At 62.8% G+C, this 26,657-nt stretch carries 26 protein-coding genes; 12 read left to right on the top strand and 14 right to left on the bottom strand.

The window, feature by feature from the left end; genetic code table 11:
* Positions 1-204 precede the first annotated feature (204 nt).
* Entirely contained in the window at positions 205-927 is a 723-nt protein-coding gene (locus GFM02_RS20300) for a 3-keto-5-aminohexanoate cleavage protein (RefSeq protein WP_168322572.1), read from the top strand.
* 330 nt (positions 928-1,257) lie between these two features.
* Here the strand turns inward: GFM02_RS20300 and GFM02_RS20295 are convergent, their stop codons facing one another.
* Positions 1,258-2,391 carry a hypothetical protein gene (locus tag GFM02_RS20295; RefSeq protein ID WP_168322571.1) on the bottom strand — a complete coding sequence of 378 codons (1,134 nt, stop codon included), beginning with the start codon at positions 2,389-2,391 and terminating at the stop codon, positions 1,258-1,260.
* A gap of 67 nt (positions 2,392-2,458) precedes the next feature.
* Complete coding sequence (locus tag GFM02_RS20290) at positions 2,459-2,866, bottom strand: hypothetical protein (RefSeq protein ID WP_163880063.1); 408 nt, start codon at positions 2,864-2,866, stop codon at positions 2,459-2,461.
* A 92-nt stretch (positions 2,867-2,958) separates the two neighbouring features.
* On the opposite strand from GFM02_RS20290, the gene GFM02_RS20285 reads away from it, so the two are divergent.
* Positions 2,959-3,348, top strand: coding sequence for a hypothetical protein (locus GFM02_RS20285; protein WP_168322570.1), 390 nt, complete (start codon positions 2,959-2,961; stop codon positions 3,346-3,348).
* Positions 3,349-3,390: 42 nt separating this feature from the next.
* On the opposite strand, the gene GFM02_RS20280 is transcribed toward GFM02_RS20285, so the two are convergent.
* Complete coding sequence (locus GFM02_RS20280) at positions 3,391-4,815, bottom strand: MFS transporter (protein WP_168322569.1); 1,425 nt, start codon at positions 4,813-4,815, stop codon at positions 3,391-3,393.
* A gap of 144 nt (positions 4,816-4,959) precedes the next feature.
* Between GFM02_RS20280 and GFM02_RS20275 the strand changes: the two genes are divergently transcribed.
* Together GFM02_RS20275 and GFM02_RS20270 are read left to right on the top strand one after the other, a co-directional pair.
* The gene (locus GFM02_RS20275) at positions 4,960-5,856 is read left to right on the top strand and encodes a LysR family transcriptional regulator (protein WP_168322568.1); all 897 of its coding nucleotides are present in this window, start codon (positions 4,960-4,962) and stop codon (positions 5,854-5,856) included.
* Positions 5,857-5,957: 101 nt separating this feature from the next.
* On the top strand, positions 5,958-6,179 hold the full coding sequence (locus GFM02_RS20270) for an alkylphosphonate utilization protein (protein ID WP_020050017.1): 222 nt from the start codon (positions 5,958-5,960) through the stop codon (positions 6,177-6,179).
* Between the two features lie 78 nt (positions 6,180-6,257).
* Here the strand turns inward: GFM02_RS20270 and GFM02_RS20265 are convergent, their stop codons facing one another.
* From GFM02_RS20265 to GFM02_RS20255, 3 genes are all read right to left on the bottom strand, one after another.
* Positions 6,258-7,064 (bottom strand): transglutaminase-like domain-containing protein, encoded by an 807-nt coding sequence (locus GFM02_RS20265; protein WP_168272189.1) that lies wholly within the window; start codon positions 7,062-7,064, stop codon positions 6,258-6,260.
* A 158-nt stretch (positions 7,065-7,222) separates the two neighbouring features.
* A complete protein-coding gene (locus GFM02_RS20260; RefSeq protein WP_020050019.1) occupies positions 7,223-8,095 on the bottom strand; it encodes a transglutaminase family protein in 873 nt (290 codons plus the stop codon).
* Positions 8,096-8,587: 492 nt separating this feature from the next.
* A complete protein-coding gene (locus tag GFM02_RS20255) occupies positions 8,588-8,743 on the bottom strand; it encodes a hypothetical protein (RefSeq protein ID WP_018445292.1) in 156 nt (51 codons plus the stop codon).
* Positions 8,744-9,588: 845 nt separating this feature from the next.
* Here GFM02_RS20255 and GFM02_RS20250 point away from each other — a divergent pair.
* Positions 9,589-9,843: a GlsB/YeaQ/YmgE family stress response membrane protein gene (locus GFM02_RS20250; RefSeq protein ID WP_168322567.1), complete on the top strand. Its 255-nt coding sequence runs from the start codon at positions 9,589-9,591 to the stop codon at positions 9,841-9,843.
* 98 nt (positions 9,844-9,941) lie between these two features.
* On the opposite strand, the gene GFM02_RS20245 is transcribed toward GFM02_RS20250, so the two are convergent.
* Positions 9,942-10,223 carry a hypothetical protein gene (locus tag GFM02_RS20245; RefSeq protein WP_025394620.1) on the bottom strand — a complete coding sequence of 94 codons (282 nt, stop codon included), beginning with the start codon at positions 10,221-10,223 and terminating at the stop codon, positions 9,942-9,944.
* A 219-nt stretch (positions 10,224-10,442) separates the two neighbouring features.
* On the opposite strand from GFM02_RS20245, the gene GFM02_RS20240 reads away from it, so the two are divergent.
* The 6 genes from GFM02_RS20240 to GFM02_RS20215 all read left to right on the top strand — a co-directional run bounded on the left by GFM02_RS20240 (position 10,443) and on the right by GFM02_RS20215 (position 16,667).
* A complete protein-coding gene (locus GFM02_RS20240; protein ID WP_168322566.1) occupies positions 10,443-12,335 on the top strand; it encodes a peptidylprolyl isomerase in 1,893 nt (630 codons plus the stop codon).
* A gap of 8 nt (positions 12,336-12,343) precedes the next feature.
* Positions 12,344-13,360, top strand: coding sequence for an anthranilate phosphoribosyltransferase (gene trpD / locus GFM02_RS20235; protein WP_168322565.1), 1,017 nt, complete (start codon positions 12,344-12,346; stop codon positions 13,358-13,360).
* A gap of 9 nt (positions 13,361-13,369) precedes the next feature.
* Positions 13,370-14,182, top strand: coding sequence for an indole-3-glycerol phosphate synthase TrpC (trpC, locus tag GFM02_RS20230; RefSeq protein ID WP_168322564.1), 813 nt, complete (start codon positions 13,370-13,372; stop codon positions 14,180-14,182).
* Between the two features lies 1 nt (position 14,183).
* The gene (gene moaC / locus GFM02_RS20225; RefSeq protein WP_168322563.1) at positions 14,184-14,681 is read left to right on the top strand and encodes a cyclic pyranopterin monophosphate synthase MoaC; all 498 of its coding nucleotides are present in this window, start codon (positions 14,184-14,186) and stop codon (positions 14,679-14,681) included.
* Positions 14,678-15,901 carry a molybdopterin molybdotransferase MoeA gene (locus GFM02_RS20220; protein ID WP_168322562.1) on the top strand — a complete coding sequence of 408 codons (1,224 nt, stop codon included), beginning with the start codon at positions 14,678-14,680 and terminating at the stop codon, positions 15,899-15,901. Before moaC ends, GFM02_RS20220 begins: the two co-directional genes overlap by 4 nt.
* An 88-nt stretch (positions 15,902-15,989) precedes the next feature.
* Positions 15,990-16,667, top strand: coding sequence for a hypothetical protein (locus tag GFM02_RS20215; protein WP_168322561.1), 678 nt, complete (start codon positions 15,990-15,992; stop codon positions 16,665-16,667).
* 82 nt (positions 16,668-16,749) lie between these two features.
* Here GFM02_RS20215 and GFM02_RS20210 read toward each other — a convergent pair whose 3' ends face one another.
* From GFM02_RS20210 to GFM02_RS20185, 6 genes are all read right to left on the bottom strand, one after another.
* Entirely contained in the window at positions 16,750-17,409 is a 660-nt protein-coding gene (locus tag GFM02_RS20210; RefSeq protein WP_168322560.1) for a class I SAM-dependent methyltransferase, read from the bottom strand.
* A 24-nt stretch (positions 17,410-17,433) separates the two neighbouring features.
* Entirely contained in the window at positions 17,434-17,868 is a 435-nt protein-coding gene (locus GFM02_RS20205) for a GNAT family N-acetyltransferase (RefSeq protein ID WP_168322559.1), read from the bottom strand.
* A gap of 65 nt (positions 17,869-17,933) precedes the next feature.
* A complete protein-coding gene (locus tag GFM02_RS20200) occupies positions 17,934-19,904 on the bottom strand; it encodes a DEAD/DEAH box helicase (RefSeq protein ID WP_168322558.1) in 1,971 nt (656 codons plus the stop codon).
* Between the two features lie 99 nt (positions 19,905-20,003).
* Positions 20,004-21,860: a CHASE2 domain-containing protein gene (locus GFM02_RS20195; protein WP_168322557.1), complete on the bottom strand. Its 1,857-nt coding sequence runs from the start codon at positions 21,858-21,860 to the stop codon at positions 20,004-20,006.
* 5 nt (positions 21,861-21,865) lie between these two features.
* Positions 21,866-22,384: a FecR domain-containing protein gene (locus GFM02_RS20190; RefSeq protein ID WP_168322556.1), complete on the bottom strand. Its 519-nt coding sequence runs from the start codon at positions 22,382-22,384 to the stop codon at positions 21,866-21,868.
* Between the two features lie 153 nt (positions 22,385-22,537).
* The gene (locus GFM02_RS20185; protein ID WP_168322555.1) at positions 22,538-23,683 is read right to left on the bottom strand and encodes a citrate synthase; all 1,146 of its coding nucleotides are present in this window, start codon (positions 23,681-23,683) and stop codon (positions 22,538-22,540) included.
* 83 nt (positions 23,684-23,766) lie between these two features.
* Between GFM02_RS20185 and GFM02_RS20180 the strand changes: the two genes are divergently transcribed.
* Complete coding sequence (locus GFM02_RS20180; RefSeq protein ID WP_168322554.1) at positions 23,767-24,855, top strand: citrate synthase/methylcitrate synthase; 1,089 nt, start codon at positions 23,767-23,769, stop codon at positions 24,853-24,855.
* Between the two features lie 59 nt (positions 24,856-24,914).
* Here the strand turns inward: GFM02_RS20180 and GFM02_RS20175 are convergent, their stop codons facing one another.
* The gene (locus GFM02_RS20175) at positions 24,915-26,543 is read right to left on the bottom strand and encodes a CTP synthase (RefSeq protein ID WP_018072161.1); all 1,629 of its coding nucleotides are present in this window, start codon (positions 26,541-26,543) and stop codon (positions 24,915-24,917) included.
* Positions 26,544-26,657: the final 114 nt, after the last annotated feature.

The following is a 26,657-nucleotide window of genomic DNA, read 5'->3' as shown; positions in this document are numbered from 1 at the left end:
TCACGTCGCTGCCACGAGATCACGTGGCCGTCCTCTGGTCGGCATGCGCGCAGCCTGACCCTGCACGAGAGCAGCAGTCGTCTATCTCGACTGATTTGATATTGTTGGGCTGCAACGGCAAGGGAAATGACTTTGTCGGCAGCGCCCCTAAGTCTTCAGGTTTCCAAATGTCGTATGCGGCCCAACAAGCGCGAGGCTCGTTTTATGATCGTTCAAGCTTGCATCAACGGCGCGCGGCCGAGCGATTTCCATCCGCTCCTTCCGCTGACGATCGATGCCATGGTGCGTGATGCCGCGGCTTCGGTCGCTGCCGGCGCTGCGGAGCTCCACGTTCATCCGCGCGGAGCCAATGGCAGGGAGAGCCTTGCCGTCGACGACACGGTAGGCGCGATCCGCCGTGTCTGTCCGGGAACGCTGATCGGTGTGTCCACCGGCGCCTGGATCGAAGGCGATCGGCAGAAAACGCGGGAAGCCATCCGCCGCTGGCGTGTCCTGCCGGATTATGCCTCGGTGAACCTTTCCGAAGACGATGCGCCCGGTGTCATGCAGCTCCTGCAGCAGATGGGTGTCGGCATTGAAGTCGGACTGGCATCGGTCGCCGATGCGGAGCGCTACATCGGCCTCGATGATCATGAGCGGGTCTTTCGTGTGCTTATCGAGCTCGATGACGAACAGGATTTGCAGCGCGCATGCGATATCGCGGACGGCATCATCAAGGCGCTCAGGGATAGCCGGGTCAATCGGCCCATTCTTCTGCACGGTTTCGACGACACCGTCTGGCCCTTCGTCAGGCTGGCGCGCGAGCGGCGCTACTCCACCCGTATCGGCCTGGAAGACGGCAAGCACCTCCCGGATGGGACGATTGCCAACGACAATGCCGCGCTGGTCACTGCGGCCGTTGCGATCTTCCGTGGCCACTCGATCTGATCCCGATGTGTCGGCGGTCAGGCGGCAGTTCGGAATCTCTTCGGCGCCATCGGCCGGCATCGTCAAGGCGCAGAATGTTTCGAAATACGGGCTCGGCGATGTCGATGTTTTCGCCGGGCAGCCCTCACGAGAAGTACGCGTATATCAGGACGCCAATAGAGCCCCAGAAGACAAGCGGCGCCAGGATCATCCCCGCAACGATCATTTTAGTCACAGCAAAACTCCGACACCTCCACGCATGCCGAAGCAACCTATTGCATCGATGGGAAGTTGCTATGGGCACGAAGTCCGGGATGGATCGGACCTTGGTCTGAGTTGCGCTGGCGCGGGCTAACCGAAAACGTTCAGCCGCTCGATGAAGCGCCCCTTCTGAGCGTGGCGTTCACGGATCGAATGCAGGCGGCGGGTGAAATCGGCAGTGCCGCCATTTTGTCCGGCGATCGTCTTCAGGTCGGTGAGCAGGCTGGCCGCCTTGTCATAGCCGGAAGCGTTGCGGCGCTCGATCTCGGTCTCGATTTCGCGCCAGACCGCATCGCCTCGCTGGATGATCGCGTTGAGCCGCGCGCGGCGGGCGCGTGCTTCTTCCGCCTCTTGCTTTTTTCGTTCCGCCGCCAGCCGCTCGTTTTCCTTACGCTCGCGGATGTGGCGAATCGCGCCGGCATGGGCTCGCAGTTCCGCGACCGTGGGCGGGGCGACGGCCGGCTTGGTTCCGGCGGAGAAACTCCGGGCGTTTTTCTGCAGCTCGCTTGCCACATGCGGATCCCCCTCGATCAGACGGGTAAGCATCATCGTCTTCTCGTTGTCCGGCATGGCTGCCACGAAGCTTCGGACGGCCTCCGATGCCATGGAGCCGGCCAATGTCGTCTCGGCCGGGCGTTCGGCGGCTGCGGCAACGAGGTCGGCATCGAGACCGAAGAATTGCGCGAAGGCTTCAAGCGCATCGGTCATCGGGCCAAGCCCCGGCAGTGGCGCTACCTCCTCCGGCCCGAGCGACTCCGCCTGAACAGCCATCAGCCACAGCAGATAAAACAGCCTGAGATCACCGCCCAGCACGTCCGCGCGCAACGGCATCAGCGCCGCGAGCCAGCCCGGTCCCTCTTCCCAATCATCCTCGGATTCCACTTCCTCGCATATGATATCGAGGATCAGGTTTTCACCCGAGGTGGTGAGTTCAGCGCCATCGACCGCGCTGAGAAATCCGTCGAGACGTTGCTGGTCGACGAGCCGCTTTGGAAAGCGGATCATCAGGCGCCTCGTTCCCCAATTGGCGAGATAGAGGTGCAAGTCGAACCAGCGCTCAATGAGCTCGGCCGGATCACCTTTGAAATCGCCCCATTCGTAGGAATTGGTGAAGCTCGTGGAGGTGATCCGCGCCCGGGTCGATAACTCCCGGAGGGAGCGGCGATCCGCGTCGCTGAGGGGGCGGTCGATCGCTTGGAATTCGTAATATTGATATTCGCTCATGGCCGTGGTGGTCGAGATTTCATCGTGGACGAAGGCGGTTCCAGTCTGCGGCGCCGTTCTGTCTTGATCAGACCGGATGCAGCATACCGTCAGTTTCGAGGATTCGCAGCGCCTCGGCAAGCGTCACACCGGAATGGAGCCGCCACCATTTGCCCGTGTGCCGCATCCAATAGATATCGAACCGGTCTGGTCCCATGCGGTCGATGCGGGCGAAGGGGGCATCGAACTCTTCGCCGCGATTGTCCTCAAAGCCGGATCTGTAGCGCTGCATAAACCGATACCGATTTCCCGCCCATGAGCCCCTGATATCGACGACATAGTTCCACTCGGTCGGCCGGATTTCTGGCAGGAAGCGCGGCTTCAGAATATCGCGAATGAAGGCCTCGCAGGCTGCGATAATCGCCTGCTTCTCAAGATTGTCGGCCGGAGCCGGCTTCTCGATTCGCGTCCCGATCCATTGTCTCTTGCCGGCCATATCCTCAGCCCATTTTCATTGCTACCGAACTTTACCCTGCGAATTAGGCTGGATAATAGAATAACAAACCACTGAAAGAGCGAGCAGCGACAATGAAATTAGGCTGGCAACCACGGAAATGGCTCGAGAAAAAGAGCAAGCGCGGTAACCGCGGCTACCCCATGGGCACGATCGCGTTTTATGGGCCCGACAACAGCCGCGCCAGCAAGGCCGCCGTCAGCATCATGCCGGCGCTGCATGCGGATCCCCTCGATCTGCGCCGATGGTTTGCCGAAACCGGCGATCTCAGGATGGACGAGACCGTTATCGCCGAGATCGCCGCATTCCTGCGCGAGAATGAGGTGAAGTCGGTAGTGATGGTGGACGCAATCATCGGCTGCCCCCACGAGGAGGGAATCGACTATCCGAGCGGCGAGGCCTGCCCGGATTGCTCATATTGGAAGGGGCGAAACCGCTGGACCGGCAAGCTCGAGTCCAGTTGAATTCTCGGCGGCTTTTGCTCGCATGTCCATACCGGGCGCTGATCATGCTTGGGAATCGGTTCGGCGTCGATGAATCCCGGCCGCGATGGCGAGCGCGGCGATAACCAGTGCTGCCGCGACGGCGAAGGTCATCTGCATGCCTGAGGCAATGGCCTCGGGATGCGCCGCTGTGATATCGGGTGTTCCCGAGGCAAGCGCGAAGACGGCGCCCATCACGGATGCGCCGGTGATCAGACCGAGATTGCGCGACAGGTTGAGCATGCCCGAGATGACGCCCCGCTGGTCCGGGTGGACGTCCGCCATGACGGCAGTGTTGTTGGCCGCCTGGAACAGCTGATAGCCGGGTGTCAGCATGGCAATGGCAGCGATATAGCCTGATATCCCGGGAAGCACGGCCATGGCGACGGAGGCTGCCGCCATGGCGAGGAGCCCTGCGACGACAACGAATGGTGCGTCCAGACGGTCGACCAGGCGACCGGCCGGGACCCCGCTCAAGATGGAGATGACGGGGCCGATCGACATGACGATGCCGACGAGAGCTTGATTGAGCCCGAGCGCATGGGAGAGGTAGAACGGCGCCACCACCAGCGTCGCCATCATCACAGTCGACACCAGCGCGTTCATCGCCAGGCTGGCGGTGAGCATGCGATTGCGGAACACCGTCAACTGAATCAGCGGCGATGCCGCTCTCGCCTCGGCGAAGACGAACAAACCGGTGCCGAAGACGGCAGCCGAGAGCAGGGCGATGTTCAGCGGCCCAAAGCGACCGTGCCCGATCGTCATCGCCAGCGCATAGGCCGAAAGCGTCAGCGCAAGCAGCAGTGTGCCCGCCATGTCGAAGCCCTTCCGATCCGTCTTCCCCTTGGTGATATCGGCGGGCAGATGGCGATAGGCGAGAACGAAGGTCAGAACGCCGAGCGGCACGTTGACGAGAAAGATTGCCGGCCAGCCGAGCCCGGCGATCAGCAGGCCACCGAGCGAGGGCCCAAGAGCGGTACCGATCGCCGACATCGTTCCGAGCAGCCCCATGGCGCTCCCGGTTCTTTCTTTCGGCACGGTTTCGCCGACAAAGGCCATGGTGAGCGCCATCATGATGGCCGCACCCAGGCCCTGCACAGCGCGCGCGGCAATCAACAGCCATAACGTCGGCGCGACGCCGCAGAGGACCGAGGCCAGCGTGAAGAGCAGGATGCCGATGAGTAGCAGCCGGCGGCGGCCGGTGATGTCGCCGAGCCGTCCGACGCTGACGATCAGGGTGGTGATGGCAAGGAGGTAAGCGAGAACGATCCACTGCACATCCTGGAAGGCGGCATCGAACGCCTGCGCCAGGCTCGGCAGGGCAATATTGGCGATGCTGGTGCCGAGCGACGGCAGCAACATCGAGAGGGAAAGACTGGCAAGCGCCCATCGTACGGAGGGTGCCTGTTCGGCGATGGCCTCGCTTCGCTCTGCAATGATCGATTTCAACCCGTGAACTCCGTTTTCTCTTAGTTCCCCGAATGGAACTGGTGAAACCTAGTCCTCTGCTTGATATGGCGGAAGGCGCATGGTTTGCACTTAATTCATGCGTCTGACGCCACATCACGATGAAAGCGTGTTATACTTGAATGCATGTCGACACCCGATCTCAACCTCCTTGTCACCCTCGAGGTGCTGCTTGCCGAAGGCAGCGTTGCGCGTGCGGCGCAAAGGCTGCGGCTCAGCCCGTCGGCGATGAGCCGGGCCTTGGCGCGATTGCGCGAAACGACCGGCGATCCGCTGCTGGTGCGGGCCGGCCGCGGCCTCGTCCCCACGCCGCGCGCGCTCGAACTGCGCGAGCGGGTCGGCCGGATTGTCGAGGACGCGCAGGCGATCCTGCGTCCTGCCGAGGCGCTTGACCTTCAACGCTTGGTCCGGACGTTCACGCTGCGCACCAGCGAAGGCTTTGCCGAGAGCTTCGGGCCCGATCTCATCGCCCGCCTAGGCCGGCAAGCGTCCGGTGTGCGGCTGCGCTTCGTGCAGAAGCCGGACAAGGACAGCGCCCCGCTTCGCGACGGGACCGTCGATCTGGAGACCGGCGTCGTCGGCGGGACGACCGGGCCAGAGGTGCGGGCGCAGGCCTTGTTCCGCGATCGTTTCATCGGCGTCGTGCGCTTGGGGCATCCGCTTTGCGAGCGCGAGATGACGCCCACCCTTTATGCCGCCGGCCAGCACATCTATGTCTCGCGGCGCGGGCTCGACAAGGGACCGATCGATGAAGCCTTGAACGCGCTCGGGCTGGAACGGCAGATCGCCGCCATCGTCAGCGGCTTTTCCACAGCGCTGCAACTCGCCCGGAACTCCGATCTGATCGCCAGCGTGCCCGAACGGCACACGGGAGCCTTGCGCGTGGGAATGCACAGTTTTCCCCTCCCCGTCCCGACGCCTGAGATCACGGTGTCATTGCTCTGGCACCCCAGGATGGATGCCGATCCGGCGCACCGCTGGCTGCGCGGCTGCGTTCGGGACGCCTGCGCGGGGGTTGATTAAAGGCTCGCGCCGGATCTGAGGTCGGGCAGATTGATCCGTTCGTATGGTTGACTATTCCGCGTCGCCATGATTTCCCGTCCGGATCACCAAAGGGGGACGTTATGACCGACATCATTGTAAAAGACAGCAACGGAAGCCAGCTTCACGACGGCGATTCTGTCACGCTGATCAAGGACCTCAAGGTCAAGGGAACTTCCGAGACGCTGAAGCGTGGAACGCTGGTCAAGGGCATTCGTCTGACCGACAATCCGGGTGAGATCGAGTGCAGCACCAAGCAGGTCAAAGGCCTCGTGCTGAAAACCGAGTTTTTGAAGAAGGCATAGGATCCGCCTCGCCCGCGATGCTGGTTGTCAAAGCATCGTAAGGCCTGCCCCTGCCGATCAATCGGCTTTCATCGCCTCCTACGGCACTTCTTCGGTGATCACCTCGAAGCGGGAGAGCGTTGCCGGGCCGAAGGCCGTCGACATGGCGACGTCGGTGGCGTCGCGGCCGGTTCCCATCAGAATCCGTCCGATGCGCGGCGTGTTGTGGCGGGCGTCGACCGTATGCCAGTGGCCGCCGAGAAAGACCTCGAACCAGGCGCTGAAATCCATCGGATTGGGATCGATCGGAACGCCGATATCGCCGAGATAGCCGGTGCAATATCGTGCCGGGATATTCATGCATCGGCAAAGCGCAATGGCGAGATGGGCAAAGTCGCGGCAGACGCCCGTCTTGTCGGTGAAGCCGCCATGCGCGGTCCTGAGCACGTCGGCCTTCAGGTAATCGAAGGTGATGTGGTCATGGACGAAATCGCAGATCGCCTGGACGCGCGCCCAGCCGAGCGGCGTCGATGAGAATCTGGCCCAGGCGAAATCCGCAAGCCTGTCGGTGTCGCAATAGCGGCTGCCGAGCAGGAAGACCAGCACATCGTCCGGCAGGTCATTGATCGCATGCTGAACGGCATCGTCGGGAACGATGTCGGGCTGGCCGCTGTCGTAGATCTCGAACTCCGTGGAGATCGTCGTCAGCCCCGGCGGAGCGACGATCCGGCTACAGGCATTGCCGAACACATCGGTGTAGCTCCAAGCCTCGATCGGCCGGTCGAATGTCAGGGTCTGATCGCTGAGAAGATCGGCGCGACGGGAGGGATGGATATTGAGGACGAGCAGCATCGGCGTCGGCTGCGTGCATTCATAGCCCAGATGAAACCCGGCGCGTATCTTCATTGTCGCTTCCTTGTCGCGTCTCCGCATCAGTGGAGGTGAGTATGGAACGTTGATCGCGCTACCCGGTTCCGTGGCCGCGGGACTGTCACTGCGCGGCCGGCTCGGGGTAATCAAGATTACCCCGGAGTAATCCAAGGTTACCTCGGAGGTAGTCGAGATTACCTCGTGGTGACGTTGACCTGCACCGTCATGCTGTCGAAATCTTTCCCGTCCCCGTCATAGCTGCCGCTCAACGGGACTGCCTGACGCGGATCGCGGGCAACCGCGACACGAATGAGATCGCGGTTGCCGACAATGCCGTTGGTCGGATCGAACTCCGTCCAGCCGGCGCCTGGAAGATAGATCTGGCACCATGCGTGCGTGGAACCGCCGCCGAGCACGGTGGAGCCGTCCCGGTCGGGAACATAGACATAACCCGTGACGAACCGCGCCGCGAGGCCGAGGATGCGTGCCGCCTCCATCATCAGAAGCGCAAAATCCCGGCAGGTGCCGGAGCGAAGCTGCAAGGTCTGCACCGGCGTCTGCGTTCCATGTTCCTGGCGCCGCGCATAGACGAAGCTCTCCCGAATGGCGTAGCAGAGCGTCATCAGCAGATGCCCGGTCTCCGTCGGACGCCCCTGGCGCACGAATTGGCGCGCCCAGCGTCCGACCTCGTCGTTAGGGTCGGGATAATGGCGCTGCATCGCCGGTGTCAGATCGGCGATCTCGTCCTTGTCGTAGGAGAATGGATAGATCAGGGCCGCGTCGTCCACCTTGAGATCCAGGGCGACCTGGGGCGTATGATCGAGCGTGATCCAGGTTTCGAAACGAAGTTCGGACGCCGGCCTCGAAAAATCGACGAGCGCCACGCAATTGCCGAAAACATCGTGGATCCAGCGCACCTGACTTTCCTCGGGATAAATCGTCAACGATGCTTCGAGCAGCCGCTGGTCGAAACTGTCGCGCGGCCGGAACATCAAGCGATGCTCGCCGAAATCGACGTCCCTGACGTAACGATAGGACGTGATGTGGCGGACGGAGAAAATCGTCATAAGCCGCCGTCGAATCTGTTCACTTTGCTGCTCCAAGGCGGCAACGCCGCCTCTCCTCTGCGGAAGCGCCCTGCCGGCTTTCCCGCTCATCCCGATTTCTTGTCATATAAGCACGTTCGAAAGATTGCTATTGTATCTTCACCGATCGACGGCAGGGCCGTCCAACCTAAGAGGATAACATGCATATCATCTGGGACGTTCTGACGCTTCTGCTGACAATCGGCTCGCTCTATGGCGGTCGCGAATACCGGATTATTCGCGCTCGTGCCCGCGCTCAGAACTGGGGCAACTTCTGATTCGATCCGGATATCTCCGATTCGATTCCGAATCATGGCGGCATCGGTCGTTGCCGGTCGCCGTTACGTCGAATGACGTAAAGTCATGCGCTTAAGAAAATGCTGTATTAGTTGAGGCGGAGTCTATCCGTCCATTCTCCCTGTTAGTCCTAAGCCCGCCTCACCCCAGGCGGGCTTTTTTATTCCATCGCCTGCATCACTTCTTGGCGCCGGCCGAAAGCACCCGATGTGTCGCATTGTCCATGGCGTGGCTTGCTTCCTGTCCATCCTTCTTCAGCCCGTATGCGGTATTGCCGCAGCCGGAAAGTGTCAGCAGGCAGATACAGGCGATGGCGATTGCAGCTTTTGGCATCAAGTGGTTCCCCGGATTGAATGGCGATAGCATGATGCCGAAAAGTGTGAGCGGTTTTCGGACGACATCACGCTCTAACTCTTAAGAACAGGAAGATGACGCATTCTTCGCCAAAATCAATCCGCAGGCGATAAGCGCGAACTCGCGACATGGAACTCGGTGACGCCACAGGCGTTTACGGGAGCCATCCAATGGGGCTAACGAACATGGACTACCAGATTGCCTTCGCCGCGACGGTCGCAACAGCGTCCTTCCTCGTCTTTATGCTGATCGTCCACCGGAGCTGATTGCCGCGCGGCAAATGGATTGGCCTTAAGGCGCGCGATCACTGGACCCGGTGCCGACCGCGTTCCGCGGCTTATTGGTTTGCGATCCGGAGAGATAGCAGCACCATGTTCTGCCTCGACGACAAAGGCGGGGATCGGAAGGTCTGAAGCGCATAGATCGCAGATGATCCGTCAATAACACGGGAAAGGTGCAAAACAAAGTTTTCAACATCCGCAAGTATTCTTACACTTCTTGATGTAATTAATTTTAATTAATTGCCAAGCTTAACTATCCGTTAACAATATTGTTGCGCTCCGTCCGCTTCCGCCTATGCTTTACGCAAAAGGGGAGAGGAAAGATGTTTAGCAAAAGCCTGATCATGCCATTCGGATTTGCAATACTCGCCATTGCCGGCCTGTTGTTCCAGATTGTCGCTCACGCTTTGCACTCTCCGGTCACCCTGCTGCAGCCGTGAGTCACATAAGTTGCTGAACGCGCACGCGATCTCGGTAACTGGGAGTGGAACTTCCTTTCGTTTCGTGCATTCTGTGACTCGTTTTGCCAGGAGGGAGATAACCATGGAAAACGCAGGCGTGGGTTGGATTGCAGCCATCATCATCGGCGGCATCGCCGGATGGCTGGCGGAAAAGGTCATGAGCAGCAGCATGAGCCTGCTCATGAACATATTGCTCGGCATCGTCGGCGCCATCGTCGCCAACTGGGTCCTGGGTCTGTTGAACATCCAGCCGCTTGCCGGTTGGCTGGGTTATCTGATCACCGGCTTCATCGGTGCCTGCATCCTGATTGCAATCGGGCGTGTCATCCGCCGCTGACTCGGTCGCAGCTGGCCTCCGGCGCCTTGCCGGGTGGTCGGAAATATCAAAAGCCGGGCGTTCATGACGTCCGGCTTTTCCTTGCCCTGAATTCCCGTTCAGCGACGGCTGAGCAGGCCAAACACGTAGGCAATGCCTGCCGTCACGGCGAGTGCCACGAGCGGTTCTTCGCGCACCTTGTCGCGCAGCCGTTCCGTCATCAGCGAAGCCTCGTCGGTCACCGCCGACTTCGCCCCCTGCCCCAGCGCGACCACGCTTTCCGTCAGTCGGGAGAGATCGTTGCGAAGGGCTGCGACCTGCGCCGACAGATCGTCTGCTGCAATATCAGCCTTGACGCGCGCAGCGGTGGATTCGGCGGAAGCGGTTTTCAATTCTGCCATGGTCTGCTCCTGTTTCATGGGATGCCGCTTCAACGAAATGGCGGCCCGAAAGGTTCCGCCGCAACCGATCTTTTGTTCGCCGCAAAGCCGCCGCGGTGAAGCCGCCGCCTTGTGCAGCTTTTCGCGCGACAAACCCTTCATTTCCTGTCGGGTTTGTTTTAAGGAACGTCGAATGTCCGCCCGCGCGCGGGTCAATGATACTGCGAGGTTTGCGTTTCTATGTTCCATATCCTGAGAAGAGCTGCTCAGACCTGGGTTGCCAAGCTGCTCCTGCTTCTGCTCGTCGCGTCCTTCGGCGTCTGGGGCGTGTCGCATGAGCTGCTGTCAGGCGGCAACAGCACCACGGTCGTGACCGTCGGCGATCAGCATGTGGACGTCAACGAATTCCACCTCGCCTATCAGCGCCAGGTGGCAAGCCTCAGCCAGCAGTTCGGCACGCGCCTCACCCCCGAGCAGGCCCGCGCCTTCGGCGTCGAACAGCAGGTGCTCGCCCAACTCGTCGCCGGCGCCTCGCTCGACCAGCTCGCCGAAGACATGAACCTCGGCCTTTCGGAAGATCGCCTCGCCCAGCTGATCGCTGACGATCCGGCTTTCAAGGCCGTCAACGGCCGGTTCGACCGCGAGCTCTTCATCTCGCGCCTGCAAAATGCCGGCATCCGCCAGGATGATTACATCAAGGAGCGCAGCAAGGTCGCTGTCCGCAGCCAGGTGGTCGATGCCATCTCCAACGGCTTCACCGCACCAAAGACGCTGGTCGACGCCCTGAAGCTCTATGGTGACGAAAGCCGCAGCGTCGAATACCTGCTGCTCACCAATGCCAATATCGAGCCGATCAAGGCGCCTGCCGACGACGTGCTGGCGACGTGGTTCGAAGGTGTCAAGCAGCGCTATCGGGCGCCCGAATACCGCAAGCTCGTCTATCTCAAGCTGCAGCCTGGCGATATCGCCGATGCCGCGACCGTCACCGAAGACCAGATCCACGAAGCCTTCGACAAGAGCAAGGATAGCTATCGCACGCCGGAAAGCCGCACCATCGAGCAGCTGACCTTCGCCAGCAAGGATCTCGCCGCTGCCGCCGAAACGGCGCTGAAGAGCGGCACCACGTTCGACCAGCTGGTCTCCGACCAGGGCAAGACGGCAAGCGACGTGCTGCTCGGTGAGTTCACCAAGGACAAGGTTCCCGACCAGGCCGTTGCCGACGCGGCCTTCGCGGTTTCGCGCGATGGCGGCACGACGCCTGTCGTCGATGGCTCCTTCGGCCCCGTCATCCTGCGCGTCACCAACATCAAGTCGGAAACGGCGAAGAATTTCGACGAGGTGAAGGAGGATATCCGCAAGCAGCTGGCGCTCTCCAACGCCTCCCAGGAAGTGATCAACGTTCATGACCGCATCGAGGACCTGCGCGCTGGCGGTTCGACGCTCGAGGATATTGCCGGCCAGCTGAATCTCAAGGCCGTGACTGTCGATGCCGTCGATATGACCGGCGCCGACAAGGATGGCCAAGAGGTCAAGGATATCCCAGCCAGGCAGCAGCTGCTCGGCGAAGCCTTCAAGACCGAGGTCGGCGTCGATGCGCCGCCGCTGCCGATCGGCAATGACGGCTATGTCTGGTTCAACGTCCGCGAAATCACGCCGGACCGCGACCGCCCAGTCACCGAAGTGCGCGAAAAGGCCGTCGAGGACTGGACGGCGGAGCAGCAGAAGGCCGAGCTCGCCAAGAAGGCCGACGCATTGAAGGCCGAGGCGAAGAAAGGCACGGCCCTTGCCGATATCGCAACGCCGCTCGGCATTGCCGTCGAAAGCAAGAGCGGTGTCACCCGCTCAACCGATGATGCAGTCCTCGGCCGGGCCGGCGTCACCGCCGCCTTCTCCGGTCCGGTTGATACGGTCGCGAGTGCCGTCGGCGCCGATCCCTCGACGCAGATCCTGCTGAAGGTCACCGAGGTCAACACCCAGCCGACCGGCGACGTGCTGAACAACCGCGATGCCCAGATCACCGCCATGGCCAATGCCGCCGGCGACGATATTCTCGATCAGATGGTGAACCTGCTGCAGACGCAGTATGGCGCTCAGATCAACCAGACGCTCGCTGAACAGGCGACGGTCCGCTAGGAGGCTTTATGACCGATCTGAAGCCGTTCCTGGCCAAGGCCGCAAGCCGCGAGCCGCTGACGCGTGACGAGGCCCGCGCCGCCTTCGACATCCTGATGTCGGGCCAGGCGACGCCCTCGCAGATCGGCGGCTTCCTGATGGCGCTGCGCGTGCGCGGCGAAACCGTCGATGAGATCGTCGGCGCCGTCACCGCGATGCGCTCGAAAATGTTGACCGTCGAGGCGCCGGCCGATGCGATCGACATCGTCGGCACCGGCGGCGATGCCAGCGGCACCTACAATATCTCGACGCTGGCGGCGCTGATCGTCGCCGGGGCCGGTGTTCCCGTCGCCAAGCATGGCAACCGGGCGCTGAGTTCGAAATCGGGCGCAGCCGACAATCTGGCCGCACTCGGCGTCAAGCTTGACGTCGGTCCCGAGATCATCTCCCGCTGCATCACGGAAGCTGGCGTCGGCTTCATGTTCGCGCAGCTGCATCATTCCGCCATGCGCCATGTCGGCCCATCGAGGGTCGAGCTCGGCACGCGCACGATCTTCAACCTGCTCGGGCCGCTTTCCAATCCGGCCGGCGTCCGCCGCCAGCTGCTCGGCGTCTTCTCGCCGCAATGGCTGGTGCCGCTTGCCGAAGTCATGCGCGATCTCGGCTCCGAATGCGTCTGGGTGGTCCATGGCGACGGCCTCGACGAGATCACCACCACCGGCATCACAAAAGTTGCAGCACTCGAAGACGGCAAGATCCGAACCTTCGAGCTCTCGCCTGCCGATTTCGGCGTCAGCCCTTGCTTGCTTGCCGACATCAAGGGCGGTGACGGTGTTGCCAACGCCGCAGCGCTTCGCGAAGTGCTCGGCGGCGCCAGGAATGCCTATCGCGATGTCTCGCTCGCCAATGCCGCCGCCTCGCTCGTCATCGCCGGCAAGGTCGAAACGATCCGCGACGGCATGACGCTTGCCACGCATTCGCTGGATAGCGGTGCGACCGCGCTCGCCCTCGACAAACTCATCGCCGTTTCCAACGATATCGACTAGGATTGTTCGATGACCGATATCCTGACGAAGATCGAACTCTACAAGCGCGAGGAGATCGCCGCTGCCAAGGCGGCAGTGTCGCTTGCCGATCTCAAGGCAATGCAGGCCGGCCAGTCCGCGCCGCGCGGCTTCCACAAGGCGCTGATTGCCAAGCGTGATGCCGGCCGCTTCGGCCTGATCGCCGAAATCAAGAAGGCAAGCCCCTCGAAGGGCCTCATTCGCCCGGATTTCGATCCGCCGTCGCTTGCGAGCGCCTATGAGGCCGGCGGTGCCGCCTGCCTTTCGGTGTTGACCGATACGCCGAGCTTCCAGGGCGCGCCGGAATTTCTGACAGCCGCCCGCGCGGCCTGCGCGCTGCCGGCGCTGCGCAAGGATTTCATGTTCGAGAGCTACCAGGTGCACGAAGCCCGCGCCTGGGGCGCCGATTGCATCCTGCTGATCATGGCCTCGCTGTCCGACGATGAAGCCGAACGCCTGCAGGACGAGGCCTTCGCCCTCGACATGGACGTGCTGGTCGAGGTCCACGACGCCGAGGAGATGGAGCGGGCGCTAAAACTCTCCTCACCGCTCATCGGCATCAACAACCGCAATCTGCGTACCTTCGAGGTCAGCCTGACGGTCAGCGAGGCGCTTGCCCCCATGGTGCCTGATGATCGGCTCCTGATCGGCGAAAGCGGCATCTTCACCCATGCCGATTGCAAGCGCCTGCAGGCCGTCGACATCAAAACCTTCCTTGTCGGCGAAAGCCTGATGCGCAAGGAGGACGTGGCGGCCGCCACCCGCGCGCTGCTCTTTGGCGAAGCCGCCATCGCGGCCGAATGATATGAGCGGCCAAAAGCCAGGTCTCACTCACATCGGTGCCTCCGGCGAGGCGCATATGGTCGATGTCTCCGACAAGGCCGAGACGGTGCGCGTCGCCATTGCCGAGGGCCATGTGAAGATGGCGCCGGAAACGCTTGCTCTCATCCGCCAAGGCAATGCCAAGAAGGGCGATGTCATCGGCACCGCGCGCCTTGCCGGCATCATGGCGGCAAAACGCACCGCCGATCTCATCCCCCTCTGCCATCCGCTGATGCTGACGAAGGTCACGGTCGAGATCGAGGACGATACCGCCTTACCCGGCCTGCGCGTTACGGCGACCGCCAAGCTCACCGGCAAGACCGGTGTGGAGATGGAGGCGCTGACCGCCGTCTCGGTCGCTTGCCTGACGATCTACGACATGGCCAAGGCGGCCGACAAGGCAATGGAGATCGGCGGCATCAGACTTCTTAAAAAGTCCGGCGGAAAATCCGGCGATTTCCGTCATCCGGAGGCGAGATGAACCTACTCCCGGTCGCCGAGGCCCTGAACCGCTTGCTCTCCAGCGCAAAGCCCATTGCTGCGTCCGAGACGCTGCCGCTTGCCGAGGTTGAGGGCCGCGTCCTGGCCGTCGATCTGACGGCCGGCCTGACCCAGCCGCCCTTCAATGCCTCCGCCATGGATGGCTATGCGCTACGCCGCGAAGACGCGCCGGAGCCGGGCGCCGAGCTGAAGGTCATCGGCACGTCGTCCGCCGGCCACGGCTTCGAGGGCAGCGTCAGCCAGGGAGAGGCGGTGCGCATCTTCACCGGCGCGCCTGTTCCGCCAGGCGCCGATAGCGTCCTACTGCAGGAGGATGCGGAGAAGATCGACGGCGGTATCCGAACCAGTTTCCCTGTGCGGCAGGGCCAGCATGTGCGTCCGCGCGGCCAGGATTTCGCCGAAGGCGAAGCGGTGCTGTCGGCCGGCACCGTGCTCGATTTCTCACGACTGACGGTCGCTGCCGGCATGAACCGGCCCGATGTCGAGGTGCTACGGCGCCCGCTGATCGCCATCCTCGCAACCGGCGACGAACTGCTGCCGCCCGGAAGCACGCCCGGCCCTTCGCAGATCATCGCATCCAATACGTTTGGCATTGCAGCCCTTGCCCGCAAAGCCGGCGGCGATGTGCTCGATCTCGGCATCGTGCCTGACGACAAGGCCAAGATCAGCGCGGCGATCGACACGGCGCGGGACGCCAAGGTCGATGTGATCGTCACGCTCGGCGGCGCTTCGGTCGGCGACCATGATCTGGTGCAGGCCACGCTGATCGAGGCCGGCATGCAGCTCGATTTCTGGCGCATCGCCATGCGCCCCGGTAAACCGCTGATGGTGGGCAGCTTCGGCGAGATCCATGTGCTCGGCCTGCCCGGCAATCCGGTCTCCAGCCTCGTCTGTTCTCTGCTCTTCCTGGAGCCGCTGATCCGCAAGCTCGCCTCCCTGCCGCCGGTGCGGCGCGAGGTAACGGTGGATACGGCCGTCACACTGCGCGCCAACGACCACCGGCAGGACTATATCAGGGCGAAACTTTCGAAATCCGTCGCCGGCCACTGGCTCGCCGAGCCTTTCGGCAAGCAGGATTCCTCGATGATGAAGGTCTTCGCCGAAGCCGACTGCCTCGTCATCCGCCCACCGCATGCGCCGGAATTGCCGGCCGGATCGCCCTGCCCAGTCATGCTGTTGCGGCCCGACCTTTTAGCCTGATTATAGTTGTAATTTATTTCCACGTCTGAGCGTATTCCGTTTCTACCTGCTGATGAACGCGCAGGAGCCACGTTTGTAGGTGATGCCAATGTTATCTCGCTGCATGATATCGGCTGTGATCCTCCTCGCGGCATACTCGTCCGCCGTTGCGGCGGTAGAAGGAAGCCCCGCACTGGAGCCACCGTCCGATCTCGGTGCCCCCTGGGCGATCGAGTGGAGCATGCCTGATCGCAAAGACGAGATGACGCCCAAAACTCTTATTCTCTGCTCGGATCATATGGACGAGCATCTCAGGCGGTATCGGTCGCTGATTGAGAAGTCAGGTGTGCTGAAAGGCTATACGATCCTGGATGGAAGCAAACTTGGGGCGTACAAGTCGGCGGCAGGCAGCGTTGGCTACATCGTCTCCACACATAAAGGCAACGAAGATCAGACCGTAAGCAATTGCGTTGCGAACTACCCGGAACTCCAGCCGCTTGTGACTGATTTCATCGCAAAAGGAATACGGGCTAACGAAGATGAATTTCAGAATCTGATAAAGACTGGAATACTCCCGAAGGAAGTTCTGCCACTTCAATGTTATTCGAGGTTCTACTATCCGACTGAAGACCATTATCCCACCAAAAGTACAAAGCAATGGCTTGCGTTGATCGACGTGGACGACACCACCGACAACAGATGTTTTGATGTGACCCTTCCAACAACTTTCGGCATCCATCCTTTTTCGTGTGAGTCTGCCGGAATCTGCGTTGACGACCGAAAATAAAGGCATGGTGTCTGCATCGACCACACAGTCATTTGATAGACGGTAACGCATCAGCCAAAGCGAGTTTTAATCTTGCCTTCAGCTATTGCCGGAGCGAGAAAACCCCCGCCTGCGCCGCCCCGCGGCCCGTGCCCGCGCCGAAATCCGCAACCGCATGGGTCGCGATTCGCCGGAGTTCGCCCTGCGGAAGATAGGCGCGCTCGGGATCGCCGATCAGCACCTCGATGCCGCTTGCCTGGCAACGCCGCAAGAAGGCCGTCACTCGCACGGCAAGGGCGGGATCGTAGAATAGGTCGCCGACCACGAGAACATCCGCCTCCGGCGGGGGCGTCCCGATGATATCGGCGGCGACGACCGCAATAGTAACCCCATTGATCGCCGCATTGATGCCGATCGCGGCGATTGCATTGGCATCGATATCGACCGCCGTCACCATGGCTGCTCCGGCCTTTGCCGCCGCGATAGCGACGAGCCCGGAGCCGGCGCCGAGATCGAGGACGTGGCGACCGGCGACCATTTCTGGTCGATCGAGCAGATGGCGGGCAAGCACCGCGCCGCCGGCCCAGGGATAGGCCCAGTAGGGCGCCGGATCGGTCTCTCCGCGGCCGGCAAGCCGCCAGAGCCCGCTCGCAGGTCCTGCTTGATGAAGCCGGATTTCGGGGACGGAGGGAACGGGCGATATCGGCAGATTGGCCCTGATGAAGGCGGCTGGATCGGGTTGTGGCGTGCGCGGGCGTTTCATCGTCGTGGCTCCTGCCGGCGAAGCTCAGTAATTCTTCATGGCAAGATGCGGCATGCCACCGTCAAGAAATTCCGCGCCATAGGCGACGAAGCCGAAACGCTCGTAGAGCGGCAGCTTGTCGGCCTGCGCTGTCAGATAGAAGCGGTTGTCGCGGGCAACGCTGTGCAGTTCCATTGCACGCCCGATCATTGCGGCCGCAATGCCGCAGCCGCGCCATCGGCCGGCAACCGCAACCCGGCCGATCTTCACATGTTCCTCGGCGTAAATGACCCGCAATGTGCCGGAGACCTCGCCTGCCGTGACGGCGACGAGATGATGGGCGCTGAGATCGTCGGCATCGAATTCCTCGGCTTCGGGAACCTTCTGCTCATGCACGAAAACGGCGCGCCGCAGCCGGAAGGCCTCATTGCAGAGCGTACTGAAAACCGGGACGCTGAGGATCGCCGTTTCCATCACCATCCTTGCCTCCCTCGGGGATACGGCCCAAAGCCCTCCGCCGGACCAGCGAAGGGCTGCCGGCAAAATCAGCCGGGCTTCTTCTTTGAAAACTTATTCTTCGGTGCGGCGCCGCCCTTACCCTCATATTTGGGGGCATCGGATCTGGGGCCTTCGAATTTCGGCTTGTCGTATTTCGGCTTGTCGGACTTCGGGCCATCGAAAGGGGGTTTGCCCGGCTTCTTGCTCCAGGGTTTGCTATCCCGTCTTTCCCCGCCGCTATTGTCGGCTGCAGCATATCCGCCGCCCGGACCCTTGCCGAACTTGTTTTTCGGCCGCTCGGCGCGGAACGCGTCGTCGGGCCGCTCGTCACGGGATGGCTTGCCAGCATAAGACTTCGGCGCAGGCGCCCGGCTGAAATCCGGCGTGCCGGAAAGCCTGGTCACGCGTATGCCGCGTTCGAGCGCCTTGTTCGGACCGATCGCCGCCAGGAAGCTTTCGGCGCTCGCCGCGGCGATCTCCACAAAAGTTTCCTCGGGCTGCATCTTGATCGCGCCGATCTCGCGCTTCGTCACATTGCCGTTGCGGCAGAGCATCGGGATCAGCCAGCGCGGCTCGGCATTCTGCTTGCGCCCGACCGAGACGGAGAACCAGACGCTGGCGCCGAAATCTTCGCGCAGTCCCTTCTGCGCCGGCTCGTACGGCTCGGCATTGTCGCGGCGCTTGCGGCTGCGATCGTCCTGCACGGTGACCTCGAGCAGATCCTCCGGCGCCGAATGATTGGTGCGGTAAAGACGTAAGAAAGCGGCGGCAAGCTTTTCGGCGCCATGGCTGGCGAGAAGCTGCTGTACCAGCCCCTGCTCTTCCTCCTGCGGCGTTTCGTGGAAGATCGGATCGGCGAGCAGCCGCTCGTCGTCGCGCTCGCTCACCTCCTCGGCCGAAGGTGGCCGCGCCCAGGCAGCCGAAATACCGGCATTCTCAAGCAGGCGCTCTGCCTTGCGCCGTGCATTCAGCGGCACGATCATGGCGCTGATGCCCTTGCGTCCGGCCCGGCCAGTGCGGCCGCTGCGGTGGAGCAGCGTGTCCGGATTGGTCGGCAGGTCGGCATGGATGACGAGATCGAGGCCCGGCAAATCGATGCCGCGGGCGGCAACGTCGGTCGCGATGCAGACCCGCGCGCGCCCGTCGCGCATCGCCTGCAGCGCGTGGGTGCGCTCGTTCTGCGTCAGCTCGCCGGACAGCGCCACCACGGCGAAATTGCGGTTGTTGAACCGCGCCGTCAGATGATTGACGGCCGCGCGCGTCGAACAGAAGACGATGGCATTGGTCGCCTCGTAATAGCGCAGTACGTTGATGATCGCATTCTCGCGGTCGCTCGGGGCGACCATCAGTGCGCGATATTCAATATCGATATGCTGCTTTTCCTCGGCCGCGGTGCTGATGCGCACGGCATTGCGCTGGTAGCTCTTGGCGAGCTTGGCGATCGCAGCCGGCACTGTTGCCGAAAACATCAGCGTCCGGCGTTCGTCCGGCGCCGCATCGAGGATGAATTCAAGATCTTCGCGGAAACCGAGATCGAGCATCTCGTCGGCCTCGTCGAGCACGGCGGCCTTCAGTTCCGACATGTCGAGCGCCCTGCGGCGGATATGGTCGCAAAGCCGGCCGGGCGTGCCGACGACGATATGGGCGCCACGCTCGAGCGACCGGCGTTCGCTGCGGATGTCCATGCCGCCGACGCAACTGACGATCACCGCGCCGGTCATCTCAAAGAGCCAGTCGAGCTCGCGCTTGACCTGCAGGGCAAGCTCGCGCGTCGGGGCGATGACGAGGGCGAGCGGCGCGCCGGCATTGCCGAAGCGCTCCCTGCCCTCAAGCAGCGTCGGCGCCAGCGCCAGACCGAAGGCGACAGTCTTGCCGGAACCTGTCTGGGCCGAGACCAGCGCGTCGGAAGCGGCGAGCGCCGGATCGAGCATCGCCTTCTGCACCGGGGTGAGTTCGGCGTAACCGCGCTTCTGCAACGCCTTGGCGATCGCCGGAACGACGCCGTTAAATTCTGTCATGAGTTCGATCTTTCGGAGCTGTCAGGCGCGTTGCTGCGCCATGGCCGGAGCCAGCCGGCTGGGTATTTGCGCCGTTCCTAGCCGCTCCCGCAGCGATTGTCAAAGCGTGCGGCTGCGCCACAGCCAGGCGTCGATGCGGCTTGCCCGGCCCCGCAGCGCCGTTTCCAACGGTCCCTCCATGCGGCCGGACTGCGTGAGCACGCTGTCGGGGCCGGCGGCGCGGACGATTTCGGCACTCAGCGCCAGCTCGACGCCATGGCGGGCGGCGACCTCCATCAGCCGGCTGCCGACATTGATGGTATCGCCTGCAGCCGTGATCTGCTGCCGGTCGCCGGTGCCTAGTCGCGAGGCAACGATCGGGCCGCAATGGGCGCCGACCTTGAAACCGATCTTCTTCTGGGCAAAGCCCGCATGCGCTTGAAGCCAGGCTCTTGTGCGCTCGCACAGACTGACCGCGCAGGCGGCAGCGCGGGCGGCATCGTCATCGGCGGGCTCCGGCAGGCCAAACAGGATCATCGCTCCGTCGCCCATGAAGCTGGTGATGGCGCCGCCATGGGCGCGCGCCTCCTCATCGACCAATTCGAAGAAGCCGCTCAGCATCTCGCTCACCGCCACTGGCCCGACATTTTCGCTGAGGCCGGTGAAGCCCGAGAGATCGATGAAGATGACGGCGGCATTCTGGCGCACTGGCGCGGCGAGGAAATTCGGATCGCGCGCCAGCCACTCGCCGAGCCCGGGCGCCTCGATGCGCTGCAGGCGCGCGCTTTGCTCGGCATAATGGCGGGCGCGGCCGCGGTCGAGCCAGAGTTCGGCCGCGCCATAAACCAACGCCGGCGGCAGCGCCGCGGCGATCGGCAGCGCCGCACTCAGCCAGTAGCCATTTGCGAAGGCCGACAGATTGAGCATCGCCCAGACGATCAGCGTCAGCACGATGATGACATAGCCTGCCGCACTCCTCCGCCAGGCGACCATCGACACGAGCACGATCGGCAGTCCGATGGCGGTGGCGGCATCGATCAGCCGCATCCTGCGGTCGCGCACCATGCCGTCGCCGGTAACAAGATGGGTGATCGCCGTCGACATCACCTCGACGCCGGGCATGACGGGATCGAACGGCGTCGGGTAGACATCGCCGCCGCCGGTGACAGTCGAACCGATGACGACGATGCGGCCTGCCACCGCATCCGCCGAAAGCTTGCCATCCAGCGCATCGGCGGCGCTGAAGGTGGCGATGGTGCCGTGCCGGCCATAGAAGGTCACCGGCAGCCGCTGGCCGATATCTGTGGGAATACGCAACTTTCCGAGCATGATGGCGTCGCGTTCGATCGTAGGATCGACGCCGAGCGCCACCGACGCGGCACGCAACGGAAAAGCCGGATCCAGCCGGTCTGCGGCACGCGAGATCAGCGGAATGAAGCGCGGCGTGCCGGTCTGGTCGGTTGCAACGTTGACGATGCCGACTGCGGCGGCCTCGGCAAAGCGGGGAAGCGGCAACAGCAGCTGATTTGCCTCCGGGATGGCGGCAAACGGATCCTCGGCCGCATCGGTGACCCGCTGGCTGCTTTGCGCAAACGTGGCCGCGGCCGCAATTACGCTTGGCCCCTGGCGAAGGGCTGATGTCAGCGCCGCATCACCCGCCTCCGGCCCCGGATCGACCAGCAGAATGTCGATCGCCAGGGCCTTCGGCTTCAACGCGTTGATCACGTTGGTGAGGCGCGCAAGTGTTGCCCGATCGAGCGGATAGCCGTGCGCCCCAGCGGTGCGGTCGTCGATCGCAACGATCGAAACGACCGGAGGCGGCGTCTTCGACCCGACGATGGCGCTGCGGATATCGGCAAGCGAGGCTTCCATCCGGTCGAGAAGGCCGCTTCCGGCATTGAAATTGACATAGCCGAGCGCAGCCCCCCAAAGACCGGCGAGCAGCAGCGCGATCACGGTCTGCAGGCGATGGTTCATGGGATTTATTGGCCGAGACGGGCAAGAAGGGCAGCAGCGCGCGGCGCCGGCCAGCGACGCACGACGAGGGGTTCGGTTCCGGCGGTAACGTCGACGCCCTCGCCCGGCGACAGCACCACCGGCTCGCCGGCCGGCCGGCGAACCGCGACGCTGCCTCTGACGACCAGCACCGAGGTCTGGCCGCCTGCGACATCGACAGCCCATTGGGTGCCGCGCACGGCTGCGATCGCCTGCGGTGTCACGACCTGGAAACCACCGGCGTGCTGGGCGTTATCGACATCGACAAGAATTGCCTTGCGGCGCACCGATGCCGAATCGGGGCTGCCGTCACGGTTGCGATCGACGAGGCTGTAGGCCGCGCCGGCCTCCGCCGTCACAGTGACGCCGCCGGGACAACTGAGCACCTGGCGGGTGCCGGCATCACGCGATACCGTGCAGCCGGCAGACTGCGCAAAGGCCGCCCCATGCGGAATGAGGCCGGCAGCGAGTGCGGCGGCAAAAAGATTGCGAAGCGTCGTATTCATGGAAAGTCCCCTTGACCGTGCGAACAGGTCTTTTCGAAAGCGCCCGCCAACCGTCTTCTTCCCAACTGTCTTCTTCGATTTAAGGCATGATAGCCGAATTCAAATATTTCCCTAGGCAAAAAAAGCAGATCGGCGCAATCGCCGGAGGAATTCTTACGCTCTACTATCCGTTTCAGGCGTCGGTCCGGTATAGCGCGCCCGCGGCCGGATCAATTCGCCGCTGTCGATCTGTTCCATCGCATGCGCAAGCCAACCGGCAGAACGGGCAAGCGAGAACAGGATGATCGGCGCCTCCCTCGGGAGGTCGAAAGCGGCGCCCATCGCCGCAAGCACGAAATCGACGTTGACCTTCTCGCCGACCACCTCCTCGCCCACTCGCCGGACCTCGTCAAACTGCGGCGGAAGGGGGAAGTGCGAAAGCAGCGCTAAGGCCCTGATATCGCCATCGGGATAGAGCGGATGACCGAAGGCTGACAGGCGATTGCCCTGGGCAAGCGTGCGGCGAATCGCCTGCGCCGCCCCAAGAGTGGAGGCGTTCTCGATCAAAGCGTCGACGCCCTGCCAGGCGCCGCCGTGCAGCGGCCCTGTCAGCGTCGCCAGACCGGACAGCACGGTGGCTGAAAGGGCTGCACCCGCCGATGCCGTGACCCGCGCCGCGAAGGCGGATGCGTTGAGTTCGTGATCGGCAAGCAGCACCAGCGCGCGGCGCAGGCAATCGGCAGCATCCGGCCGCTGCCAGCTTGCCGCAAGCCTCAGATGCAGCGGCCGGTCGGAAGGCCCAGGCGCCAGGGCATCGGCGACCGTATAGAGAACCCGGCTTGCTTCACGCCGAAGTGCTGCCTGCGAGCGGCCGAGCGACGGCAGATCCGATGTCACCCGCCCTGCCAGCGCCAGGAACGCCGCCTGAAGCGACGGAGAAGCATGTCTGGTCTCGCTGCCGGGGGAGAGTGGCTCCGCACCGTTCCAGAGCAGCGCCGCCGTCTGCTCCAGCGTCGCGACTTCAGCGAAACCGGCCGTATCTTTTCCGCGATAGAAAAGCCGTCCGCCGATGATGGTGGAAATTGCCGAGGACAGAACTGGATCGCCCCAGCGGATCGCCTCGGCGGCGACGGTTTCGGTCTTGCGGCGGCCGGCATGGCGTTCGGCAAGCCGCTGTACGTCGGCGGCCTGGTAGAGACTGCGGCGCGGGTCGGCGGGATCCGCCTTGGCGCGGATGCGCCCGCGGCTGACATTGGCGTAAAGCGTCTGCGGCTTGGTCTTCAGTGCCTGCAGCGCCTCCTCGGCAGTCAGCCACGACATCGGAACCTCATGTTGATCAATTGCATCAAGATTGACGTCAATGAGACTAGGTCGGATCATCCGGGCCGTAAAGGAGAAACAACATGAAAAACGGCTTGGAAGATGTCATTGCTGCCGAAACGCAGCTTTCGGATGTCGATGGCGAAGCGGGGCGACTGATCATCCGCGGCGTATCGCTGGATCACCTGGTTGCAAACGGCACTTATGAAGGCGTCGCCGCCCTATTGCTCGATGGGCTGATGGAAAAAAGCTTCGACGAAGCGGAATTGCGCGACTGGTTGGCGCAGGCGCGAACGAGGATTTTCGGCCATATCAAGGCCGCCGATGCCGCCCTGCTCGCTTTGCCTCCTGTTGATGCGATGCGGGCCTTGATCGCCCGCCTGCCCGACGGCGAGGATTTCGATACCGCTCTCAGCCTTCTGGCGGCGCCCGCCGTCTTCCTGCCGGCGATCCTTCGCAAGCAACGCGGCAAAAGACCGATCGCGCCGGACGCCTCGCTGCCGCAGGCGGCCGATATCCTGCGCATGCTGACCGGAAAATTGCCGACCAGGGAGCAGACAGCGGCACTCGACACCTATCTGGTGACGATATCGGACCATGGCCTCAATGCCTCGACCTTCGCATCGCGCGTCATTGCCTCGACGCAGGCCGGCCTCACCTCTTCCGTGCTCGCGGCGGTGAGCGCTCTGAAAGGGCCGCTTCATGGCGGCGCGCCCGGTCCCGTGCTCGATATGCTGGATGCGATCGGAACGGCGGAGAATGCTTACCCGTGGCTCGAGGAAGCACTCGACCGCGGCGAAAGGCTGATGGGCTTCGGCCACCGTATCTATCGCGTCCGCGACCCGCGCGCCGATGCGCTGAAGGGCGCGCTGAAGCCGCTGATATCAACCGGACAGGTAAACAGCACCCGCAGTGCGCTGGCGGAAGCCGTGGAGGTCGCTGCATTGGTGATCCTGAAGGCGCGCAAGCCGAACCGGCCGCTTGACGTCAATGTCGAGTTTTATACCGCGCTGCTGCTCGAAGCGCTCGCCTTTCCGCGTGAGGCCTTCACCGGCGTCTTCGCGATCGGCCGCACCGTCGGATGGCTGGCGCATGCGCGCGAACAGGCGCTCGACGGCCGGCTGATCCGGCCGCGCTCGGTCTATATCGGGCCGCTGCCGGCGGCTGCGTGAAAGTGGAAGGGGGGATTTATCCAGATCGCGCATAACCGCGCGATCTGGAGCGGAACTCGTCAGACGAGACGGCTCTGTTCCGTCGCCGCTTCGATGAAGCTGGCAAACAGCGGATGCGGGTCGAGCGGCCGGCTCTTCAGTTCCGGGTGGTACTGTACGCCGATGAACCAGGGATGATCGGGATATTCGATCGTCTCCGGCAGCACGCCGTCCGGCGACATGCCGGAGAAGACGAGGCCGCAGTTTTCGAGCCGGTCCTTGTAGTCGATATTGACCTCGTAGCGGTGGCGGTGACGCTCGGAAATATCGGTGGAACCGTAGATATCCGAGATCTTCGTGCCCTTCTTCAGCGCCGCCTTGTAGGCGCCGAGGCGCATCGTGCCGCCGAGATCCCCGGCTGCCGTGCGCTTCTGCAACTCGTTGCCCTTGACCCATTCGGTCATCAGGCCGACCACCGGCTCTTTCGTCGGGCCGAATTCGGTCGAGGAGGCACCGGACACGTCGGCGAGATTGCGCGCCGCCTCGATGACCGCCATCTGCATGCCGAAGCAGATGCCGAAATACGGCACCTTGCGCTCGCGGGCAAAGCGGGCAGCGTGGATCTTGCCTTCCGAACCGCGCTCGCCGAAGCCGCCGGGCACGAGGATGCCGTGCACCTTTTCGAGATAGGGTGCCGGATCTTCCTTTTCGAAGACCTCGGACTCGATCCATTCAAGATTGACCTTGACGCGATTGGCGATGCCGCCGTGATGCAGCGCCTCGATCAGCGACTTATAGGCATCCTTGAGGCCGGTATATTTGCCGACGATCGCGATCGTCACCTCGCCCTCCGGCGTGCGGATGCGGTTGCAGACCTCCTCCCACGGGTCGAGCCGCGGCTTCGGCGCCGGCTCGATACCGAAGGCCGCGAGCACTTCGTCGTCGAGGCCTTCCTTGTGGTAGGCTATCGGTACATCGTAGATGTTGGCGACGTCGAGCGCCTGGATGACGGCAGACGGGCGAACGTTGCAGAACAACGACAGCTTGCGGCGTTCGGCTTCCGGAATTTCGCGGTCGGCCCGCACCAGCAGGATATCGGGATGAATGCCGAGCGCCTGCAGTTCCTTCACCGAATGCTGCGTCGGCTTGGTCTTGAGCTCGCCGGCCGCCGGAATATAGGGCATTAGCGTCAGGTGAACGTAGACGGCGGTGCCGCGCGGCAGGTCGTTGCCGAGCTGGCGGATCGCCTCCATGAACGGCATCGCTTCGATGTCGCCGACCGTGCCGCCGATCTCGCAGATGACGAAGTCGTAGTCGCCATTGCCCTCGGTGACGAAATCCTTGATCTCGTTGGTGACGTGCGGGATGACCTGCACCGTCGCGCCGAGATAGTCGCCGCGCCGTTCTTTGTCGATGATGTTCTTGTAGATGCGGCCGGTGGTGATGTTGTCGGTCTTGGTCGCCGAACGCCCCGTGAAGCGTTCGTAGTGACCGAGATCGAGATCGGTTTCCGCGCCGTCGTCGGTGACGAACACCTCGCCATGCTGGGTCGGGCTCATCGTGCCCGGATCCACATTCAGATAGGGGTCGAGCTTGCGAAGCCGAACCCGATATCCGCGGGCCTGCAGCAACGCTCCGAGAGCCGCGGCCGCAATTCCTTTTCCGAGAGAAGAAACCACGCCGCCAGTGATGAATACGTATCGCGCCATGGGATTCACCGGATACCTTTTCAAAAACGATTCCACCAGCCCAAAAATTCTTTTCCAGAACTTTCGATGCGTGGCGCAGGAATCTGAACAAAAGAAAACCGGCAGACCCGAGGG

This window comes from Rhizobium leguminosarum bv. viciae, from assembly GCF_012276115.1.
GTDB classification, from domain to species: domain Bacteria; phylum Pseudomonadota; class Alphaproteobacteria; order Rhizobiales; family Rhizobiaceae; genus Rhizobium; species Rhizobium leguminosarum_T.
This window is presented reverse-complemented; position numbering and strand designations above follow the sequence as displayed.

What these genes read in the sequence shown, in the direction of transcription:
- GFM02_RS20300 (WP_168322572.1), top strand. Translation starts at nt 205, where the DNA reads ATGATCGTTCAAGCTTGCATCAACGGCGCGCGGCCGAGCGATTTCCAT.
- GFM02_RS20295 (WP_168322571.1), bottom strand. Translation starts at nt 2,391, where the DNA reads ATGAGCGAATATCAATATTACGAATTCCAAGCGATCGACCGCCCCCTC.
- GFM02_RS20290 (WP_163880063.1), bottom strand. Translation starts at nt 2,866, where the DNA reads ATGGCCGGCAAGAGACAATGGATCGGGACGCGAATCGAGAAGCCGGCT.
- GFM02_RS20285 (WP_168322570.1), top strand. Translation starts at nt 2,959, where the DNA reads ATGAAATTAGGCTGGCAACCACGGAAATGGCTCGAGAAAAAGAGCAAG.
- GFM02_RS20275 (WP_168322568.1), top strand. Translation starts at nt 4,960, where the DNA reads ATGTCGACACCCGATCTCAACCTCCTTGTCACCCTCGAGGTGCTGCTT.
- GFM02_RS20270 (WP_020050017.1), top strand. Translation starts at nt 5,958, where the DNA reads ATGACCGACATCATTGTAAAAGACAGCAACGGAAGCCAGCTTCACGAC.
- GFM02_RS20265 (WP_168272189.1), bottom strand. Translation starts at nt 7,064, where the DNA reads ATGAAGATACGCGCCGGGTTTCATCTGGGCTATGAATGCACGCAGCCG.
- GFM02_RS20260 (WP_020050019.1), bottom strand. Translation starts at nt 8,095, where the DNA reads ATGACGATTTTCTCCGTCCGCCACATCACGTCCTATCGTTACGTCAGG.
- GFM02_RS20255 (WP_018445292.1), bottom strand. Translation starts at nt 8,743, where the DNA reads ATGCCAAAAGCTGCAATCGCCATCGCCTGTATCTGCCTGCTGACACTT.
- GFM02_RS20250 (WP_168322567.1), top strand. Translation starts at nt 9,589, where the DNA reads ATGGAAAACGCAGGCGTGGGTTGGATTGCAGCCATCATCATCGGCGGC.
- GFM02_RS20245 (WP_025394620.1), bottom strand. Translation starts at nt 10,223, where the DNA reads ATGGCAGAATTGAAAACCGCTTCCGCCGAATCCACCGCTGCGCGCGTC.
- GFM02_RS20240 (WP_168322566.1), top strand. Translation starts at nt 10,443, where the DNA reads ATGTTCCATATCCTGAGAAGAGCTGCTCAGACCTGGGTTGCCAAGCTG.
- trpD (WP_168322565.1), top strand. Translation starts at nt 12,344, where the DNA reads ATGACCGATCTGAAGCCGTTCCTGGCCAAGGCCGCAAGCCGCGAGCCG.
- trpC (WP_168322564.1), top strand. Translation starts at nt 13,370, where the DNA reads ATGACCGATATCCTGACGAAGATCGAACTCTACAAGCGCGAGGAGATC.
- moaC (WP_168322563.1), top strand. Translation starts at nt 14,184, where the DNA reads ATGAGCGGCCAAAAGCCAGGTCTCACTCACATCGGTGCCTCCGGCGAG.
- GFM02_RS20220 (WP_168322562.1), top strand. Translation starts at nt 14,678, where the DNA reads ATGAACCTACTCCCGGTCGCCGAGGCCCTGAACCGCTTGCTCTCCAGC.
- GFM02_RS20215 (WP_168322561.1), top strand. Translation starts at nt 15,990, where the DNA reads ATGTTATCTCGCTGCATGATATCGGCTGTGATCCTCCTCGCGGCATAC.
- GFM02_RS20210 (WP_168322560.1), bottom strand. Translation starts at nt 17,409, where the DNA reads ATGAAACGCCCGCGCACGCCACAACCCGATCCAGCCGCCTTCATCAGG.
- GFM02_RS20205 (WP_168322559.1), bottom strand. Translation starts at nt 17,868, where the DNA reads ATGGTGATGGAAACGGCGATCCTCAGCGTCCCGGTTTTCAGTACGCTC.
- GFM02_RS20200 (WP_168322558.1), bottom strand. Translation starts at nt 19,904, where the DNA reads ATGACAGAATTTAACGGCGTCGTTCCGGCGATCGCCAAGGCGTTGCAG.
- GFM02_RS20195 (WP_168322557.1), bottom strand. Translation starts at nt 21,860, where the DNA reads ATGAACCATCGCCTGCAGACCGTGATCGCGCTGCTGCTCGCCGGTCTT.
- GFM02_RS20190 (WP_168322556.1), bottom strand. Translation starts at nt 22,384, where the DNA reads ATGAATACGACGCTTCGCAATCTTTTTGCCGCCGCACTCGCTGCCGGC.
- GFM02_RS20185 (WP_168322555.1), bottom strand. Translation starts at nt 23,683, where the DNA reads ATGTCGTGGCTGACTGCCGAGGAGGCGCTGCAGGCACTGAAGACCAAG.
- GFM02_RS20180 (WP_168322554.1), top strand. Translation starts at nt 23,767, where the DNA reads ATGAAAAACGGCTTGGAAGATGTCATTGCTGCCGAAACGCAGCTTTCG.
- GFM02_RS20175 (WP_018072161.1), bottom strand. Translation starts at nt 26,543, where the DNA reads ATGGCGCGATACGTATTCATCACTGGCGGCGTGGTTTCTTCTCTCGGA.